This window comes from Crassaminicella profunda (assembly GCF_019884785.1).
Taxonomy (GTDB): Bacteria; Bacillota; Clostridia; order Peptostreptococcales; family Thermotaleaceae; genus Crassaminicella; species Crassaminicella profunda.
The window spans coordinates 2291985-2308207 of the sequence record NZ_CP082326.1 but is presented as its reverse complement, the minus strand read 5'-3'; the positions used below and the strand labels follow the sequence as shown (position 1 = coordinate 2308207).

General features: G+C 33.5%; 14 protein-coding genes. 11 read left to right on the top strand and 3 right to left on the bottom strand.

Features of this window, described 5'->3' with window-relative positions:
• Positions 1–6: 6 nt before the first annotated feature.
• Positions 7–3132 carry an efflux RND transporter permease subunit gene (locus tag K7H06_RS10930; RefSeq protein WP_223036084.1) on the bottom strand — a complete coding sequence of 1042 codons (3126 nt, stop codon included), beginning with the start codon at positions 3130–3132 and terminating at the stop codon, positions 7–9.
• Between the two features lie 11 nt (positions 3133–3143).
• Positions 3144–4259 carry an efflux RND transporter periplasmic adaptor subunit gene (locus K7H06_RS10925; RefSeq protein WP_223036083.1) on the bottom strand — a complete coding sequence of 372 codons (1116 nt, stop codon included), beginning with the start codon at positions 4257–4259 and terminating at the stop codon, positions 3144–3146.
• 200 nt (positions 4260–4459) lie between these two features.
• Here K7H06_RS10925 and K7H06_RS10920 point away from each other — a divergent pair, with 200 nt between their 5' ends.
• Positions 4460–4741, top strand: coding sequence for a DUF503 domain-containing protein (locus tag K7H06_RS10920; RefSeq protein ID WP_223036082.1), 282 nt, complete (start codon positions 4460–4462; stop codon positions 4739–4741).
• A gap of 13 nt (positions 4742–4754) precedes the next feature.
• Positions 4755–5405 (top strand): endonuclease III, encoded by a 651-nt coding sequence (gene nth / locus K7H06_RS10915; protein WP_223036081.1) that lies wholly within the window; start codon positions 4755–4757, stop codon positions 5403–5405.
• Between the two features lie 108 nt (positions 5406–5513).
• Here the strand turns inward: nth and K7H06_RS10910 are convergent, their stop codons facing one another.
• Positions 5514–6170 (bottom strand): TetR family transcriptional regulator, encoded by a 657-nt coding sequence (locus K7H06_RS10910; RefSeq protein ID WP_223036080.1) that lies wholly within the window; start codon positions 6168–6170, stop codon positions 5514–5516.
• Positions 6171–6479: 309 nt separating this feature from the next.
• On the opposite strand from K7H06_RS10910, the gene K7H06_RS10905 reads away from it, so the two are divergent.
• From K7H06_RS10905 to trxA (K7H06_RS10865), 9 genes are all read left to right on the top strand, one after another.
• The gene (locus K7H06_RS10905) at positions 6480–7805 is read left to right on the top strand and encodes a glycine/sarcosine/betaine reductase component B subunit (RefSeq protein ID WP_223036079.1); all 1326 of its coding nucleotides are present in this window, start codon (positions 6480–6482) and stop codon (positions 7803–7805) included.
• 13 nt (positions 7806–7818) lie between these two features.
• Complete coding sequence (gene grdH / locus K7H06_RS10900) at positions 7819–9135, top strand: betaine reductase selenoprotein B (RefSeq protein WP_223036078.1); 1317 nt, start codon at positions 7819–7821, stop codon at positions 9133–9135.
• A 20-nt stretch (positions 9136–9155) separates the two neighbouring features.
• Positions 9156–10634, top strand: coding sequence for a glycine betaine uptake BCCT transporter (locus K7H06_RS10895; protein ID WP_223036077.1), 1479 nt, complete (start codon positions 9156–9158; stop codon positions 10632–10634).
• Positions 10635–10968: 334 nt separating this feature from the next.
• A complete protein-coding gene (trxB, locus tag K7H06_RS10890) occupies positions 10969–11916 on the top strand; it encodes a thioredoxin-disulfide reductase (RefSeq protein WP_223036076.1) in 948 nt (315 codons plus the stop codon).
• A 14-nt stretch (positions 11917–11930) separates the two neighbouring features.
• A complete protein-coding gene (gene trxA, locus K7H06_RS10885) occupies positions 11931–12251 on the top strand; it encodes a thioredoxin TrxA (RefSeq protein ID WP_223036075.1) in 321 nt (106 codons plus the stop codon).
• A 72-nt stretch (positions 12252–12323) separates the two neighbouring features.
• Positions 12324–12794, top strand: a complete 471-nt coding sequence (gene grdA / locus K7H06_RS10880; protein WP_223036074.1) for a glycine/sarcosine/betaine reductase complex selenoprotein A — start codon at positions 12324–12326, stop codon at positions 12792–12794.
• A 116-nt stretch (positions 12795–12910) separates the two neighbouring features.
• Positions 12911–14443 (top strand): glycine/sarcosine/betaine reductase complex component C subunit beta, encoded by a 1533-nt coding sequence (grdC, locus tag K7H06_RS10875; protein ID WP_223039882.1) that lies wholly within the window; start codon positions 12911–12913, stop codon positions 14441–14443.
• A gap of 11 nt (positions 14444–14454) precedes the next feature.
• On the top strand, positions 14455–15642 hold the full coding sequence (gene grdD, locus K7H06_RS10870) for a glycine/sarcosine/betaine reductase complex component C subunit alpha (RefSeq protein ID WP_223039881.1): 1188 nt from the start codon (positions 14455–14457) through the stop codon (positions 15640–15642).
• Between the two features lie 142 nt (positions 15643–15784).
• A complete protein-coding gene (gene trxA, locus K7H06_RS10865; protein WP_223039880.1) occupies positions 15785–16102 on the top strand; it encodes a thioredoxin TrxA in 318 nt (105 codons plus the stop codon).
• Positions 16103–16223 lie beyond the last annotated feature (121 nt).

The window sequence follows — 16223 nt, the reverse complement described above, 5'->3', positions numbered from 1 at the left end:
TAAAACCTAGTGGTTTTCATGAATGACTTTTTTCTTTTTATTCCCTTTGAATTTAGATTTTATTTTGTTGAGAATGTCATCAAATACTGTATATACAACAGGTATAAAGGCTAAGGTCAGTACTGTTGATAGAGTCAGTCCACCGACAACAACAGTAGCCATTGGGGCTTGTGTGGATGCTCCTTCTCCAATTCCTAAGGCTAATGGCATTAATCCTAAAACCGTTGTTAGTGTTGTCATAAGAATAGGTCTAAATCTTGTGGCTGTAGCTTGGATGATTGCTTGTTTCCTTTCTATACCATTTGCTCTTAATTGGTTAATATAGTCTACTAAAACGATAGCGTTGTTTACAACGATTCCTGCTAACATAATTACACCAATGAATGCTGGAACGGATAGAGAACGTCTTGTTATGAAAAGACCAATAAGTCCTCCTGATAATGCAAAGGGTACTGAAAGCATTACTGTAAAGGGATGTAGTAGTGATTCAAATTGTGATGCTAAAATCATGTATACTAGGATAATAGATAGAAGCAATGCTTTAGCAAGACTTGAAAATGCCTCCATCATATCTTCTTGCTGTCCTGTAAAGTTATAACGATATCCTGATGGTAATGGATAATTTTCAAATTCTTTCTTAATGTCATCTGTTACAGATTTTAAATCCCTTCCATATAATTGAGAAGAGACAGTAACGGTTCGAACTTGATTGATTCTTTTGATCTGCGTAGGAGAGTTTCCGTATTCTATATCAGCAATTTGCCCAATAGGGACTACAATACCTGTAGGAGATTTGATTAATATTTGTTTCATATTTTCAATAGAATCCTTGACATGATCATCTAAAGAAAGATTTACATCAATTTCATCTCCATCATATTTAAAATTGGTAGCTTTTACTCCATCTACGGCAGCTTTTAAAATATTTGCTAAATCATATGTGGTAATGCCATAATGGGAAGCTACTTCTCTGTCCAAAAGGACTCTTGCTTCTGGTTCGCCTTCTTCTGTATCGAGACTTACATCTGCTGTACCAGGAACAGCTTTTGTAATTTTTTCAAAATCTTCGCCTATTGATTTTAAAGTTTGAATATCATCACCTTTGATTTCTATTTCGATAGCAGCACCTTGACCACCACCACCGCCTCCCATTGAAGAAGCTTCGCTGACAGAAATATTTGCTCCTGAAATGATGGATACTTGTTCTCTTACTTCATTTACGATATCTTCAGTAGAACGCTTTCGATCCTTTTGATCCTTTAGCGCACACATGACCGTTGAGCTGTTTGAGGCTGAAGAAGAAAAACCGAAATTAGAAGAAACGATTGTAAATACTTTTTCTTTTTCAGGAATATTTTTCACAATGTTTTCAACTTTTGATACGATTTCATCGGTATTTTCCAAACTGGTACCAAAAGGAACTTCTATTTTTACACTAAACATTCCTTCATCTTCCTTTGGAAAGAACTCAGCACCAACCATACCTACTAAAGCAATAGAAGAAATAAATATTGCTAAACCAATAAATATGGTTATTTTTCTGTGACCTAGAGTAAATTTTAATAGCTTGCTATAAAAGTTAGCTACATGATCAATGAAGTTTGAGAATATATCTAATATTCTTCCCAATGAAATACCTGTATGTTTTCTTTCTTTCACCTCTCCAACCTTTAGAATCTTAGAGGACAGCATCGGTACAACTGTAAGGGAGATGATTAAGGATGCAAGTAATGAAAATGTTACAGTAAAAGATAGCTGTTTGAATACAATAGAAGTAAAGCCTTCAACGAAAACAATAGGTAAAAATACGGCAATGGTAGTCATGGTTGAAGCAAATACGGCCATACCAACTTCTTTGGCACCTTTCATTGCAGCATCTTTTCTTGAAAGTCCTTCTTCTCTTAGACGATAAATGTTTTCTAAAACAACGATAGAGTTATCAACGAGCATACCGATTCCTAGTGCCAGACCCCCTAAAGAGATTAAGTTGATGGTAAGATCTCCAAAATACATAAGGGCAAAGGTTGCAATAATAGATACAGGAATGGCTATACCAACAATAAAAGTTGAGCGTATATTTCTTAAAAATAAATAAAGAATAACAACTGCAAGAAAACCTCCTACAACTGCATTTTTTGTAACATTATTGATGGATTTATTGATGAACTCTGATTGATCTACTCCTACAACAATGTTAAGCTGAGGATAGTCTTTTTCTATAGAAGATACTTCTTGTAATACCTTCTCAGCAACTTTTACTGTATTGGCAACAGATTGTTTCTTTATTCCAATTCCCAGAGCATTTTTTTCATTTACTCTGATTAAACTTTCTATATCTTTATAATCCAGTGTGATATTGGCAATATCTGAAAGTTTTATGATGTCTCCATTTTTTAGAACAATGGGAACTGCTTTTATTTCATCTACAGTTTTAAATTCTCCTGTAGTTCTTGCTAATAATTCTTTTTCTCCTTTACTCACTTTACCACCTGGTAAATTTAAGTTTTCAGCTCTTAATATATTTTGAATCTGTGTAAGAGTGAGTCCATAACCAGATAGTTTATCTTGGTCTACTTCAATTTTTACTTCTCTTTCATTTCCACCATAAGAATCAACAGATGCAACTCCATCTATCCGTTCAAAACGAGAAGATATTTCATCTTCTATAAGGCTTTGAAGTTTTCCTTTTTCCATATCAGAGGATATACCTAGCTGTATAATGGGTTGAGCATTAGGGTCTATTTTTAGTACTAAAGGAGTAGAAGCATCATCTGGCAAAGCTCCTTTTACCAAATCAACCTTTTCTCTCATTTCAAGGGCTGCCATATCCATGTCTGCGCTAGATTCAAATTCAACCACAACGATAGAACTTCCTTCCCTTGAATAAGAAGATAGATTTTTCAATTTACTAACAGTAGCAACAGATTGTTCTATTGGTTTAGTAATAAGGGTTTCTATTTCTTCAGGGGCTGCACCGCTATAATTTACAGAAACGATTGCTACAGGAATTTCCATTTCTGGATAAAGGTCAATTGGAAGTAGATTTAGACAAACACCACCTAATAGGATTGCAATCAACATAAACATGAGGGTGGTAACAGGTCTATTTACAGATATTTTTGATAAATTCATAGTATCAACTCCTATTCAGTGATTTTTACTTTATTTCCCTCATCTAAGTAGTTTTGACCTTTGATTACGATTACATCGCCAATCTTTAATCCGCCTAATACTTCAACTTCTTTACCATTATCAAGACCTAAGGAAATTTCTCTCATTTTGGCTTGATCATTTGTGATTGAAAATACAACTTCTTTACCTTCCTTCACAATTACTGAATCAGATGGAATGGTAATAATATCTTCTTTTTTATCAGAAACAATGTTGATTTCTGCAAACATACCAGCTTTTACTAAAGTATCTTTATTCTCTAATGTTATTTTTAAAGGATAAGTGAGTCCATTTTTTGCAGGAGCTGGAGATAAGGCAAATATTTTTCCCTTTAAAGGATTATTACTTGCTGATTTTACAAGGACATCTACAGAATCACCTGTATGAACCTTGTTAATAAGATGTTCTGATATATTTGTTTCAATAAGAACTGTATCTAAATTTGCAATGGTTATAGCGGGTTTACCACCAGAAGCCATTTCACCTTTACTGATTTCTACCGAAGTAATGAAACCAGAGATAGGTGCTGTAATAGTACAATCAGACAATTTAGACGTTGCATTTTCAAGAACTACTTTTGATTGTTCCAATTGAGCTTTGGCCATATCTAATTGAGCTTGTGATGCTTGAAGTTCTGATTGTTCAAAAGCTTGTTGAGAAAGGGCCCCTTGTTCATATAAGGCTTTATTTCTTTCATAATTTTTCTTGGCATTAGCTATTTGTTCTTCTTTTAATTTTAAACTTGCAAGAGAAGTATTGTAAGCAGCTTCTGCTTGCTTTACACCATTCATTAAATCTGTTTGATTTAGTTCAAAAAGAATATCTCCCTTTTGAACCTTATCTCCAATTTCTACATGTACTTGCATTACTTTTCCAGGGATTTTAGGAATAATACTAGATTCTTCAATAGGCTTTATTTTCCCTGATAATGTGGTTTTAAGGGTTAAATTTTTTTTTGCAACTTTTGTTGTTTTTACAGTGATTCGTTGTTCTTCCTTTGCTAAAACTTTTCCTTTTTTTCCACAGCCTGTTAAGGTTAGTGCAAATAATAGAAGCAAAGTGAATGCTAAAATCATTTTTCTGTTCATTGTATCCCTCCAAAACTGACCAGTCGGTCAATATATTCTCAAGATAAATTTTATATGTATATAGGAGTAGAGTCAAGAAAAAAATGTAAAATGAGTATATTTTTTTCAAATTTCGAAGAGACAGGATAAATTATAATTTGTTACTATAAAGGGGAGGGTATTGTATAATAGATATAGATTTTTTTTGAGAGGTGATAGGAATGATTATTGGAGCTTGTAGTGTAGAACTTGTAATGTATGAACCAAATTCATTAAAGGAGAAAAGACAAATTATAAAGAGCTTAATTGGGAGAATACAATCAAGATTTAATGCATCTGTAGCTGAAGTAGATATGCTAGACAAATGGAGAAGTGCTGTAATAGGGTTTTCTTGTGTAAGTAATACAAGTAAACATGCCAATCAAATGATTAATAATATTTTAAAGTTTATAGAAGGGGATAATAGGGTAGAAATAATAAAAGTGGACATTGAAATACTTTAGAGAGGAAGATCATATGAAAGTAAGAAAATCTAAAAAAGAGATTGAGGAGATTTTAAAAATTTTAGAAGAAATTTATCCTGATGCAGCATGTGAACTAAATTACCATAATTCCTTTCAGTTGCTTATAGCTACCATTCTTAGTGCACAAACAACAGATAAGAAGGTAAACCAGGTTACAAAAGGATTATTTGAAAAATATAAAGCACCGAAAGATTTTTTACGGTTAGAACAAATTGAATTAGAAAATATAATCAAAGAAATAGGATTGTATCGTAGTAAAGCAAAAAATATTATAAACACTTGTAGACTATTAGTTGAAAAGTATAAGGGAGAGGTACCTGATAGCAGAACAGAATTAATGAAACTACCAGGAGTAGGTAGAAAAACTGCAAATGTAGTTTTAAGTAATGCTTTTAATGTACCTGCTATAGCTGTAGATACGCATGTTTTTCGAGTGTCTAATAGAATTGGTTTAGCTGATAGTGATAATGTAGGGGATACAGAAAAACAGTTGATGAAAAGTATTGCAGAAAACAAATGGTCCGAAGCACATCATTTGCTTATTTTTCATGGAAGAAGAATTTGTAAAGCTAGAAAGCCATTATGTGAAAAGTGTCCTCTTATGGAGGAATGTGTTTATTATCAAAAAATTGTAGGGAAATGATAAAAAACTTTTATTAAAAAAAGGAATGTAAAAAAATCTAAAAGTTAATCCATAATGGATTAACCTTTAGATTTTGACTTGATAGCAACCAAAAAAAGTATTTGTATATTACATATTTTTGTAGGATTGTATAATTTGTTTAATATATTTTAATGTGTTTTCGACCATCTCATCTATGGGGAGATCTGTTTGTTCATTGATTATTTTTAAAAGCATACCTTGATAAATGAGTATAGTCATTTCATTGATCTCTTTAAGATAGTCTGCTTTAACAAAACCTTCTGAAGCACAAGGTTCTAGAATAATCATATTTCTATCATAGATATCTTGCTTTAAAAACATAGGTAGAATGTTTTTAAAATGCTCGTCTAATTCATATGAAAAAATTTCATAATATTCTTTAATGGTGTTTTGTGTTAAATCATGATGTTTATCAAAGAAAAGAGCATAGTATCTTTTTGGCTTCTGAAAGGAATAATAACAGAAACACTCCCAAATTCCTAAATAGGTATCCATAGCATTTTTTGCATTCTCTATATAATATGGTAAATTTAGGGCGTATTCTTTTAGATATTTTATAGAAGCAAAAAAAATCAAATGATCTAAATTTTTAAAGTAATTATACAATGTAGCACTATTGTATCCAGCAAGATCCGCTACTTTTCTAATAGTAACATGATCAATACCTTCTTTTTCAATAACTTGATGGGTTGCTTCAACGAAGTAACGGAGCATTCGTTTCTTTTGAATAATTTTTTTGTTCATATCTGAATCACCAACTACTAGTAAGATTTTACCACGCTTATCATTATAGCATAACAAAATCATGATTTACAAATAAATAAAAACAAATAAAATTTTGAATTAATGTAAAAAGTGGGAAAATAAGAAAGATACAGAAAATAATCGTGATTATGAAATAATTATGTTTACAAAATAAACCGAATTGTGTTATAATATTAACAAATATTTTTTTAAAGGGAAAGATAACGTTTTCCGACTAAATATTACCATAATAAAAATGTTATTTTTCTCAAAAACTAATCTTTGTAAATATGAAAGGAGTGTAGAAGAATGAAATTAGAGCTTGGTCATTTTTATGTCAAGGATATTGTCTTTGGAGACAAAACTTGTTATAAAGATGGAATTTTAACGGTTAATAAGGAAGAAGCTTTAAGTGTAGTAAAAGAAGATGAGCATATTACAGAAGCAGATTTAGAAATTGTAAAGCCTGGAGATATGGTTCGATTAGTTCCTGTAAAAGAAGCTATTGAACCAAGGCACAGAATAGGCGGAGGTCCAGTATTTCCTGGAGTAACTGGAGATTTAATGCAAGCTGGAAATGGTAGAACTCTAGCATTAAAAGGATGTAGCGTATTGGTAGTTGGAAAACATTGGGGTGGTTTTCAAGATGGTTTAATCGATATGGGTGGAGAAGGAGCTAAATATACATATTTCTCCCAATTAAAAAATCTTGTTCTTATTGCAGATACAGATGAAGAATTTGAAAAACGTGAGCAACAAAAGAAAAATAAAGCTTTAAGATGGGCTGGGATGAGATTAGCAGAGTATATAGGAAGCTGTGTAGCTGAAATGGAGCCAGAAGAAGTTGAAACATATGAATTGGCACCTGTTACAAAGCGTTCTAAAGAAGAAAATGATTTACCAAATGTTGCATTAGTATTGCAACCACAATCACAAATGGAAGAATTAGGATATAACGATCTTGCTTATGGATGGGATTGTAATCGTATGTTACCTACTTTCATGCATCCAAATGAAGTATTAGATGGAGCTATGATTTCAGGTTCATTTATGCCATGTTCTTCAAAATGGGCAACTTATGATTTCCAAAACTTCCCGATGATTAAAAGATTATATCAAGAGCATGGAAAGACTATTAACTTCATAGGGGTAATTATGTCAAACTTAAATGTTGCCCTTGAGCAAAAGGAAAGAGCTGCCCTATTTGTAGCACAGATGGCAAAATCATTAGGTGTAGATGCTGCTGTTGTAGCTGAAGAAGGATATGGAAACCCAGATGCAGACTTTATTGCGTGTATTGTTGCCCTTGAGGATGCAGGAGTTAAGACGATAGGTCTTACAAACGAATGTACAGGTCGTGATGGTGCTTCTCAACCATTGGTAACTTTAGATTCAAAAGCAAATGCTATTGTATCTTGTGGAAATGTTTCTGAATTAATTAAATTACCACCAATGGAAAAAGTATTAGGTGAATTACAAGCTTTAGCTCGCGATGGATTATCAGGCGGCTGGGAAGGCGATGAAATACTAGGATCATCTGTAAAAGAGGACGGTTCAATTATTATGGAAAATAACGCTATGTTCTGTGGAGACCAAGTTGTAGGTTGGTCTACTAAGACAATGGTTGAATATTAAGGAGGTGTATTAGATGAAAAAAGCGATACTTTATTTAAATCAATTCTTCGGACAAATCGGTGGAGAAGATGTAGCTGATTTTGAGCCAACAATAAAAGAAGGACAAGTAGGACCTGCTATGGCCCTTAATCAAGCATTGAAAGGTGTAGCAGAAGTAACTCACACAATTATATGTGGAGATAACTTTATGGGATCAAATCAGGAAGAAGCAGTTGAAAGAATTCTTGGATTTTTAGAAGGAAAAGAATTTGATATATTCTTTGCAGGACCAGCATTTAGAGCAGGAAGATATGGTAGTGCTTGCGGACATATCTGTAAGGCAGTAGAAGAAAAGTTTGGTGTGCCTGTTATCACTTCTATGAATGATGAAAATCCTGGTGTTGAAATGTTTAGCAAAGAAATGTATATTTTTAAAGGTGGCGCAAGTGCTGCAAAGATGAGAAATGACATGAAAGCAATGGCTGCTTTTGGTACGAAAATATTAAATGGTGAAGAATTATTATCAGCAGAAGAAGAAGGTTATTATGGAAGAGGAGTAAGACATCAAAAATGGTTAAATCCTCCTGTAGCGGCTCCAGATAGAGTAATTGATATGTTACTTAAAAAGATTCGTGAAGAAGAATTCGTTACTGAATTGCCAATCCCAGAATTAGATTTAGTACCAATAGCTCCTGCAATCAAGGATTTAAGCAAAGCAAAAATTGCTTTAGCTACTTCTGGGGGAATTGTTCCAGTAGAAAATCCAGATAGAATTCAATCAGCATCTGCTACAAGATGGGGTAAATACGATGTATCAAAATTGGATCATTTACCAGCAGGTGTATTTAAAACAATCCATGCAGGATATGATCCAGCAGCAGCGGATGCAAATCCAGATGTTTGTGTGCCATTAGATGCATTAAGAGCATATGAAAAGGAAGGAAGAATTGGATCTGTTCATGACGTTTTCTATACAACAGTAGGAACAGGAACAACTCAAAAGGAAGCAGCTAGAATGGGTAGAGAAATCGTAGAAGATTTGAAGGCTGCTGGAGTTGATGCAGTTATTCTAACATCAACCTGAGGTACTTGTACACGTTGCGGTGCAACGATGGTAAAAGAAATTGAAAAAGCTGGAATTACAATTGTACAAATGGCAAACTTAATTCCTGTTGCAAAAACAGTAGGAGCAAATAGAATGGTACCAACTATTTCTATTCCATATCCATTAGGAGATCCAAATACTTCTAAAGAAGAACAATGGAAACTTAGACATCATAGAGTAGGTGTTGCATTAGATGCTTTAGAGACAGAAATCAAAGAACAAACTGTATTTAAAGTAAAAATCTAATAAATGGAGGGATACACCGTATGAAGGATAAAAAGAATAATAGTGTACTTTCTATATCCTTAGCGGTTGTATTTGCCATTGTTATCTGGGGAATAGCTGCCCCAGATAACTTTGGTAATGCTGCTAATGGATTTTTCAACATGGTTATCAATAATTTTAGCTGGATGTATTTGATTGCTATGTTCATATTTGTAGCCTTTGCATTATTCTTGGCATTTAGTAAGTATGGAAAAATAAAATTAGGTCCAGATGATTCTAAACCAGAGTACAGTACGGCATCATGGTTTGCAATGTTATTTGGTGCAGGCATGGGAATTGGACTAGTATTTTGGGGGGCAGCAGAACCATTAAATCATTTTATTGCGCCTCCATTTGGTGTAGAAGCAGGAACGGCAGAAGCAGCAAACTTTGCTATGAAGACATCTTTTATTCATTGGGGATTTCATCCATGGGCGAATTATAGTATTATAGGACTTGCATTAGCTTATATGCAGTATAGAAAAAATAAACCAGGTCTTATCAGTTCCATTTTTATTCCTCTGTTCGGAGAAGAAAGAGTAAGGGGTCCTATTGGAAAAACAATTGATATTCTTGCTGTATTTGCTACTGTTACAGGAGTAGCTACTTCTCTTGGATTAGGAACACTTCAAATTAACGGAGGACTTAGCTTTTTATTTGGGATTCCATCTACAACTACTGTACAGCTGATCATTATTGGTGTTGTTACAGTAATATATATTTGGACAGCTGTTAGTGGAATTGATAAAGGAATCAAAATATTGTCCGATATAAACCTGTATGCTGCAATTGCTATTTTAGTAGGTGCAATAGCAGTTGGACCAACAGTAAAAATTATCAATTCCTTTACAAATGGTTTGGGAATGTATGTAAATGAATTTGTACGAGATAGTTTCCATATTGAGCCTTTTGGAGATAATAGCTGGATAGGTGGCTGGAGAATCTTCTATTGGGCATGGTGGATTGCATGGGCACCATTTGTAGGTTCGTTTATTGCGCGTATCTCTAAAGGTAGAACCATAAGAGAATTTGTTATTGGAGTAATTGTGGCTCCATCATTAGCATCATTTGTATGGTTTGCTGCATTTGGTACATTAGGAATGAATCTAGGAGTAGATATAGCAACAGAAGCAGCAAAAGTTACAGAAACAGCATTATTTGTCGTATTACAAAACTATCCATTAGGAAGTATCATATCCTTTGTAGCAGTATTCTTATTGTGTACATTCTTTATAACTTCTGCGAATTCAGCTACATTTGTATTAGGTATGATGACATCTCATGGGGATTTGAATCCAACTAACGGAAAGAAAATTGTTTGGGGAATTATTCAAGCATTATTAGCAGTAGCGTTGCTTTTAGCAGGTGGATTAAAAACATTGCAAATTGGTTCAATTGCAGCAGCTTTCCCATTTGTTGCGGTAATGATCCTAGCATGTATATCTCTTTATAAAGTACTTTCAACTGAAAAGTTAAATTAATAGTTAAAAGTTCAACTTGTGAAAGATTCTAACTTCCATAATTATACATGATTCAGGAGTATTTCACAAGATATGGTAAAATAATAAGCAATGAACTTATTCAACAAAATTGAAAAATTATGATTCAGATGGGGATTTTACCCCACCTGAATCAATTTCCATCTTTACTTTTAGTAACGGAAATATTATAAAAAAGAATATAATCATGTTTATTTTATAATCATGTTTACAAAATAAAAAAGTGTGATATTATAGATATGAAATTATTTTTTTAGGGAATAATTCCTTGAAAATAAATATAATTGAAATGAATAAAGTTAAAGGGAGGATAGATATGCAAAATTTATATGATGTAATCATAATTGGTGCAGGACCTGCAGGATTAGCAGCAGGATTATATGCTTCAAGAGCTAAAATGAAAACGTTAATTTTAGAAAAAAATAAAGTTGGTGGACAAATTGTAACAACAAACGAGGTAGCAAACTATCCAGGATCTGTTCATGAAGCTACAGGACCAACATTAATTGCAAGAATGGTAGAGCAAGCTGAGGAGTTTGGAGCAGAAAGAAAAAAAGATACCATAGTAGATGTAGATTTTACAGAAAAAATTAAAGTTGTAAAAGGTGAAAAAGAAGAATACAAGGCAAAAGCTGTAATTATTGCAACAGGTGCAACACCAAGACCTATTGGTTGTCCAGGAGAAAAAGAATTAACTGGAAAAGGTGTGTCTTATTGTGCAACTTGCGATGCAGACTTTTTTACAGAATTAGAAGTGTTTGTAATAGGTGGAGGAGATTCTGCAGTAGAGGAAGCTATGTATTTGACTAAATTTGCAAGAAAGGTAACGATTGTACATAGAAGAGATGAATTGAGAGCTGCAAAATCTATTCAAGAAAAAGCGTTTAAGAATGAAAAATTAAACTTTATGTGGGATACAGTAGTGGAAGAACTAAAAGGAGATGGTATTTTAGAGACTATTGTATTTAAAAATAAGAAAACTGGAGAGATCAACGAATATCATGCAGATGAAGAAGATGGAACTTTTGGAGTATTCCCATTTATAGGATTTATTCCATTTAGTGAAGTATTTAAAGGAAAAATAGAATTAGATCAAGGTGGATATATTCCAACAGATGCAGATATGAAAACAAATGTAGAAGGAGTATTTGCAGCAGGAGATATTCGTGTGAAATCTTTAAGACAGGTAGTAACTGCTACGGCTGATGGAGCTATTGCAGCTGTAACAGCAGAAAAATATATTGAAAATAACTTTGAAGAGTAGAAAGGGGAAAAAATATGTTAGCAGTAGATAAAAAAACTTTCCAAGAAGAAGTATTAGATGCACAAGGCTTTGTTCTTGTAGATTATTGGAGTGATGGTTGTGAGCCATGTAAAGCTTTAATGCCTGATGTAGAGGAATTAGAAAAAAAATATGAAGGAAAAGTAAAATTTGCAAAGTTAAATACAATGAAGGCAAGAAGACTTGCAATAGGACAAAGAGTTTTAGGTTTACCAACAATTTCTTTATATAAAGATGGAGAAAAAGTTGAAGAAGTAACTAAAGATGATGCAACAAAAGCAAATATTGATGCTATGATTGCAAAACATGTAGGATAGTTTATAATCTACTTTGGCAGGATGCCAAAAGTAAATTATATAAATAAAAAATTATGAGAAAGGGTGGTAACCATGAGTATTTTAGATGGTAAAAAAGTCATCATTGTTGGTGACAGAGATGGTATACCAGGTCCTGCTGTAGAGGAATGCCTAAAGGGCACAGGTGCAGAAGTAGTATTCTCTTCTACTGAATGCTTTGTCTGAACCGCTGCAGGAGCAATGGACTTAGAAAATCAAAATAGGGTAAAAACATTAACAGAAAAGTATGGTGCAGAAAATATGCTAGTACTTTTAGGAGCAGCAGAAGCAGAAGCTGCAGGCTTAGCTGCTGAAACTGTAACAAATGGAGACCCTACTTTTGCAGGTCCATTAGCAGGAGTTCAGTTAGGACTCAGAGTATATCATGTAGTAGAACCAGAAATTAAAGAAGCTGTAGATGCAGAAGTATACGAGGACCAAATTGGCATGATGGAAATGGTTCTTGAGGTAGATGAGATCATTGAAGAAATGAGCTCTATCAGAGATGAATTTTGTAAATTTTAATGAAATTTATTTAAGAAAAAGGAAATAAAATTTGTAGGTTTTAATTATAATAAAGACTGAAAGATAAATGGGTGATAGCTATCACCCATTTATTCAAATTATATGGAGGTGGAAAAATGAGTTTTCCAGTAATAAAAGGTGCAGGATATGCATTAGTATATACACCGGATATGATTATCCATAATGGAACAACCCAAACCACAGAAAGAATTACAAATCCTGATTCAGAATATCTTAAAAAATTACCAGAGCACATTAGAAGTTATGAAGAGGTTTTAAATTATGCGCCAAACCAAGTATACATAGGAAATATGAATCCAGAGGATTTAAGAGAATATGATTTACCTTGGTGCAGTCAAGATGCTAAGTGCAAGGATCGTTTTGGAAGATTTGGAGAAATTATGCCACAAGATGAATTCATTGCGCTTATTAAAATTGTAGATGCATTTGATCTTGTGAAAATAGAAAAAGGATTTACACAAACATTAAAAGAGAAAATAGGAAGTCATCCATTATTTAAAGAAGAAGTAGAGAAGTTAAAAGAAGGAGAAGAGTTAGCTGAGATTGAGAAATTTATCAATGAGCAGCATGCAGAAGCTCTTTACCATGAAGGAAAATTAGTAGGGTGTGTAAAAAGAGCTCATGATGTAGATGTAAACTTAACTGCACATATCCTTTTTGAAAACCTAGTAGTAAAAGCTTCAGGGGTTATTGCCTTTAAACATCTTATAGATAAAAATAATTTAAATGTGGCGGATATTGATTATGTCATAGAGTGTTCAGAAGAAGCTTGTGGAGATATGAACCAAAGAGGTGGTGGAAACTTTGCAAAAGCTATAGCAGAGTGTTCAGGAGCTATTAATGCAACAGGTTCAGATACAAGAGGATTCTGTGCAGCACCAACTCATGCTCTTATTCAAGCAGCATCTCTTGTAAAGGCAGGAACTTATGAGAATGTTGTCATCGTAGCAGGTGGAGCTACAGCAAAACTTGGAATGAACGGAAAAGACCATGTAAAAAAAGAATTGCCTGTATTAGAAGATGTAGTAGGTGCATTTGCAATCCTTATCAGTAAAAATGATGGGGTAAACCCAATCATTAGAACAGACTTAGTAGGAAGACATACAGTAGGAACAGGATCATCTCCTCAAGCAGTTATAACATCACTAGTTACTGCACCTCTTGATAAGGGTGGCCTAAAGATTACAGATATTGATAAATATTCTGTTGAAATGCAAAACCCAGATATTACAAAACCAGCAGGAGCAGGAGATGTACCAGAAGCTAACTATAAAATGATTGGTGCTTTAGGAGTTAAGAGAAAAGAATTAGAAAGAAAAGAATTAAAAGGTTTTGTAGAAAAACATGGTATGCCAGGATGGGCACCAACTCAAGGACATATTCCATCAGGAGTACCTTATTTAGGATTTGCAAGAGAAGATTTAACAAATGGGGAATTGAATAGAGCCATGGTTGTAGGAAAGGGAAGTTTATTCCTAGGAAGAATGACAAATCTATTTGATGGTGTATCTGTAGTTCTTGAAAGGAATCAAGGAGAAGAAGAGTCTGTAGGTGTATCAAAAGAAGAAATAAAAAATATGATAGCGGAGGCTATGAAAGATTTCGCATCCCATCTACTAAAGGAATAGGGGGGATTATCATGGGACAAAAAAGAGCAGTAAAACAAATAATAGGAAACACCTTTATGGAAATTGCTGATGCTTTAAAAACAGGTGAATTTGGAGAAAAGATAAAGGTAGGTCTGACCATATTAGGTAGTGAACATGGAGTAGAAAACTTAGTAAAGGGTGCAGAAATAGCAGACAAAAGAGGAGAAGGTTTTGATATTGTCCTTATTGGACCGAAGGTTGAAACGGATTTAGAAGTTGCAGAAGTAGCATCAGAAGAAGAAATGCATAAAAAAATGGAAGAATTATTAGATAGTGGATATATAGACGCATGTGTAACAATGCACTATAATTTCCCAATAGGAGTATCAACAGTAGGAAGAGTAGTTACACCAGGATTTGGGAAAGAAATGTTCTTAGCAACAACAACAGGAACCTCCTCAGCTCATAGAACAGAAGCTATGGTGAAAAATGCATTGTATGGAATTATCACAGCAAAAGCTATGGGGATAGAAGATCCAACAGTAGGGATTTTAAATTTAGATGGAGCAAGACAAGTAGAAAGAGCATTAAAGGAATTAAGTAGTAATGGATACAAAATTAACTTTGCTGAATCCATGAGAGCAGACGGCGGAGCCGTAATGAGAGGAAATGATCTTCTAGGTGGAACAGCTGATGTAATGGTAAACGATACTCTTACAGGAAATATTATGATGAAAGTATTTTCATCCTTTACAACAGGAGGAAGTTACGAAGGAGTAGGCTATGGATATGGTCCAGGGGTAGGAGAAGATTATGACAGAATTATTCTTATCCTATCAAGAGCTTCAGGGTCTCCAGTAGTTGCCAATGCATTAAGCTATGCAGCAAAGGTAGCAAAAGGAAAAATTACAAAAGTAGCAAAGGAAGAATACGAAAAAGCCAAGAAGGCAAAGCTAGAAGAAATATTAGAAGGATTAACGAAAGACAATAAAAAATCATCAGAAAGTGATGAAGAAGTGATTGCACCACCAAAAGAAGTAGTAACAGGAGCTATATCTGGAATCGATATAATGGATTTAGAAGATGCTGTAAAGGTATTATGGAAAAATGGAGTCTATGCAGAAAGTGGAATGGGATGTACAGGTCCAATTGTTCTTGTAAATGAAGAAAAGCTAGATCAAGGAACAAATATCTTAGCAAAAGCAGGTTTTGTTGCAAATGAAGGAGATATTTGTTAAACACTTCTAAATTGTTAACATATAATAAGAGAATTCTTTTTATTGGAAAAGGATTCTCTTTATTTTTGTAGAATAAATAAAAAAAGAAGAATATGGCATATTAATTTTAAATGATTAAATGTTTATTAAGGGAGGCCAAAATATGCTAGCAGTTGGTAAAGAAACTTTTCAAACAGAAGTGTTAGAAGCAAATGAGTATGTTATTGTTGATTATTGGTGTGATGGATGTCAGCCTTGTATGGCTTTAATGCCAGATGTAGAAGCACTTGCAGTGAAGTATGAAGGGAAGATAAAATTTACGAAACTGAACACGGCAAAAGCTAGAAGATTAGCTATATCACAAAAAATTTTAGGACTTCCAACTGTTGCGTTATATAAAGATGGGGAGAAAATTGATGAAGTAACAAAGGAAGAAGCAACAAAAACGAATATTGAAAATATGATTGAGAAAATTTTGTAAAACTCCGGTTATTCCGGAGTTTTTGATATAATAGAGATAGAGAATAGATGTTGTTGAAAAGAGGAAAATGTAAAATTATGTAGAATATAATATATAGAAAGGTGAAGGTTGATATTTGAAA

What these genes read in the sequence shown, in the direction of transcription:
- K7H06_RS10930 (WP_223036084.1), bottom strand. Translation starts at nt 3,132, where the DNA reads ATGAATTTATCAAAAATATCTGTAAATAGACCTGTTACCACCCTCATG.
- K7H06_RS10925 (WP_223036083.1), bottom strand. Translation starts at nt 4,259, where the DNA reads ATGAACAGAAAAATGATTTTAGCATTCACTTTGCTTCTATTATTTGCA.
- K7H06_RS10920 (WP_223036082.1), top strand. Translation starts at nt 4,460, where the DNA reads ATGATTATTGGAGCTTGTAGTGTAGAACTTGTAATGTATGAACCAAAT.
- nth (WP_223036081.1), top strand. Translation starts at nt 4,755, where the DNA reads ATGAAAGTAAGAAAATCTAAAAAAGAGATTGAGGAGATTTTAAAAATT.
- K7H06_RS10910 (WP_223036080.1), bottom strand. Translation starts at nt 6,170, where the DNA reads ATGAACAAAAAAATTATTCAAAAGAAACGAATGCTCCGTTACTTCGTT.
- K7H06_RS10905 (WP_223036079.1), top strand. Translation starts at nt 6,480, where the DNA reads ATGAAATTAGAGCTTGGTCATTTTTATGTCAAGGATATTGTCTTTGGA.
- K7H06_RS10895 (WP_223036077.1), top strand. Translation starts at nt 9,156, where the DNA reads ATGAAGGATAAAAAGAATAATAGTGTACTTTCTATATCCTTAGCGGTT.
- trxB (WP_223036076.1), top strand. Translation starts at nt 10,969, where the DNA reads ATGCAAAATTTATATGATGTAATCATAATTGGTGCAGGACCTGCAGGA.
- trxA (WP_223036075.1), top strand. Translation starts at nt 11,931, where the DNA reads ATGTTAGCAGTAGATAAAAAAACTTTCCAAGAAGAAGTATTAGATGCA.
- grdC (WP_223039882.1), top strand. Translation starts at nt 12,911, where the DNA reads ATGAGTTTTCCAGTAATAAAAGGTGCAGGATATGCATTAGTATATACA.
- grdD (WP_223039881.1), top strand. Translation starts at nt 14,455, where the DNA reads ATGGGACAAAAAAGAGCAGTAAAACAAATAATAGGAAACACCTTTATG.
- trxA (WP_223039880.1), top strand. Translation starts at nt 15,785, where the DNA reads ATGCTAGCAGTTGGTAAAGAAACTTTTCAAACAGAAGTGTTAGAAGCA.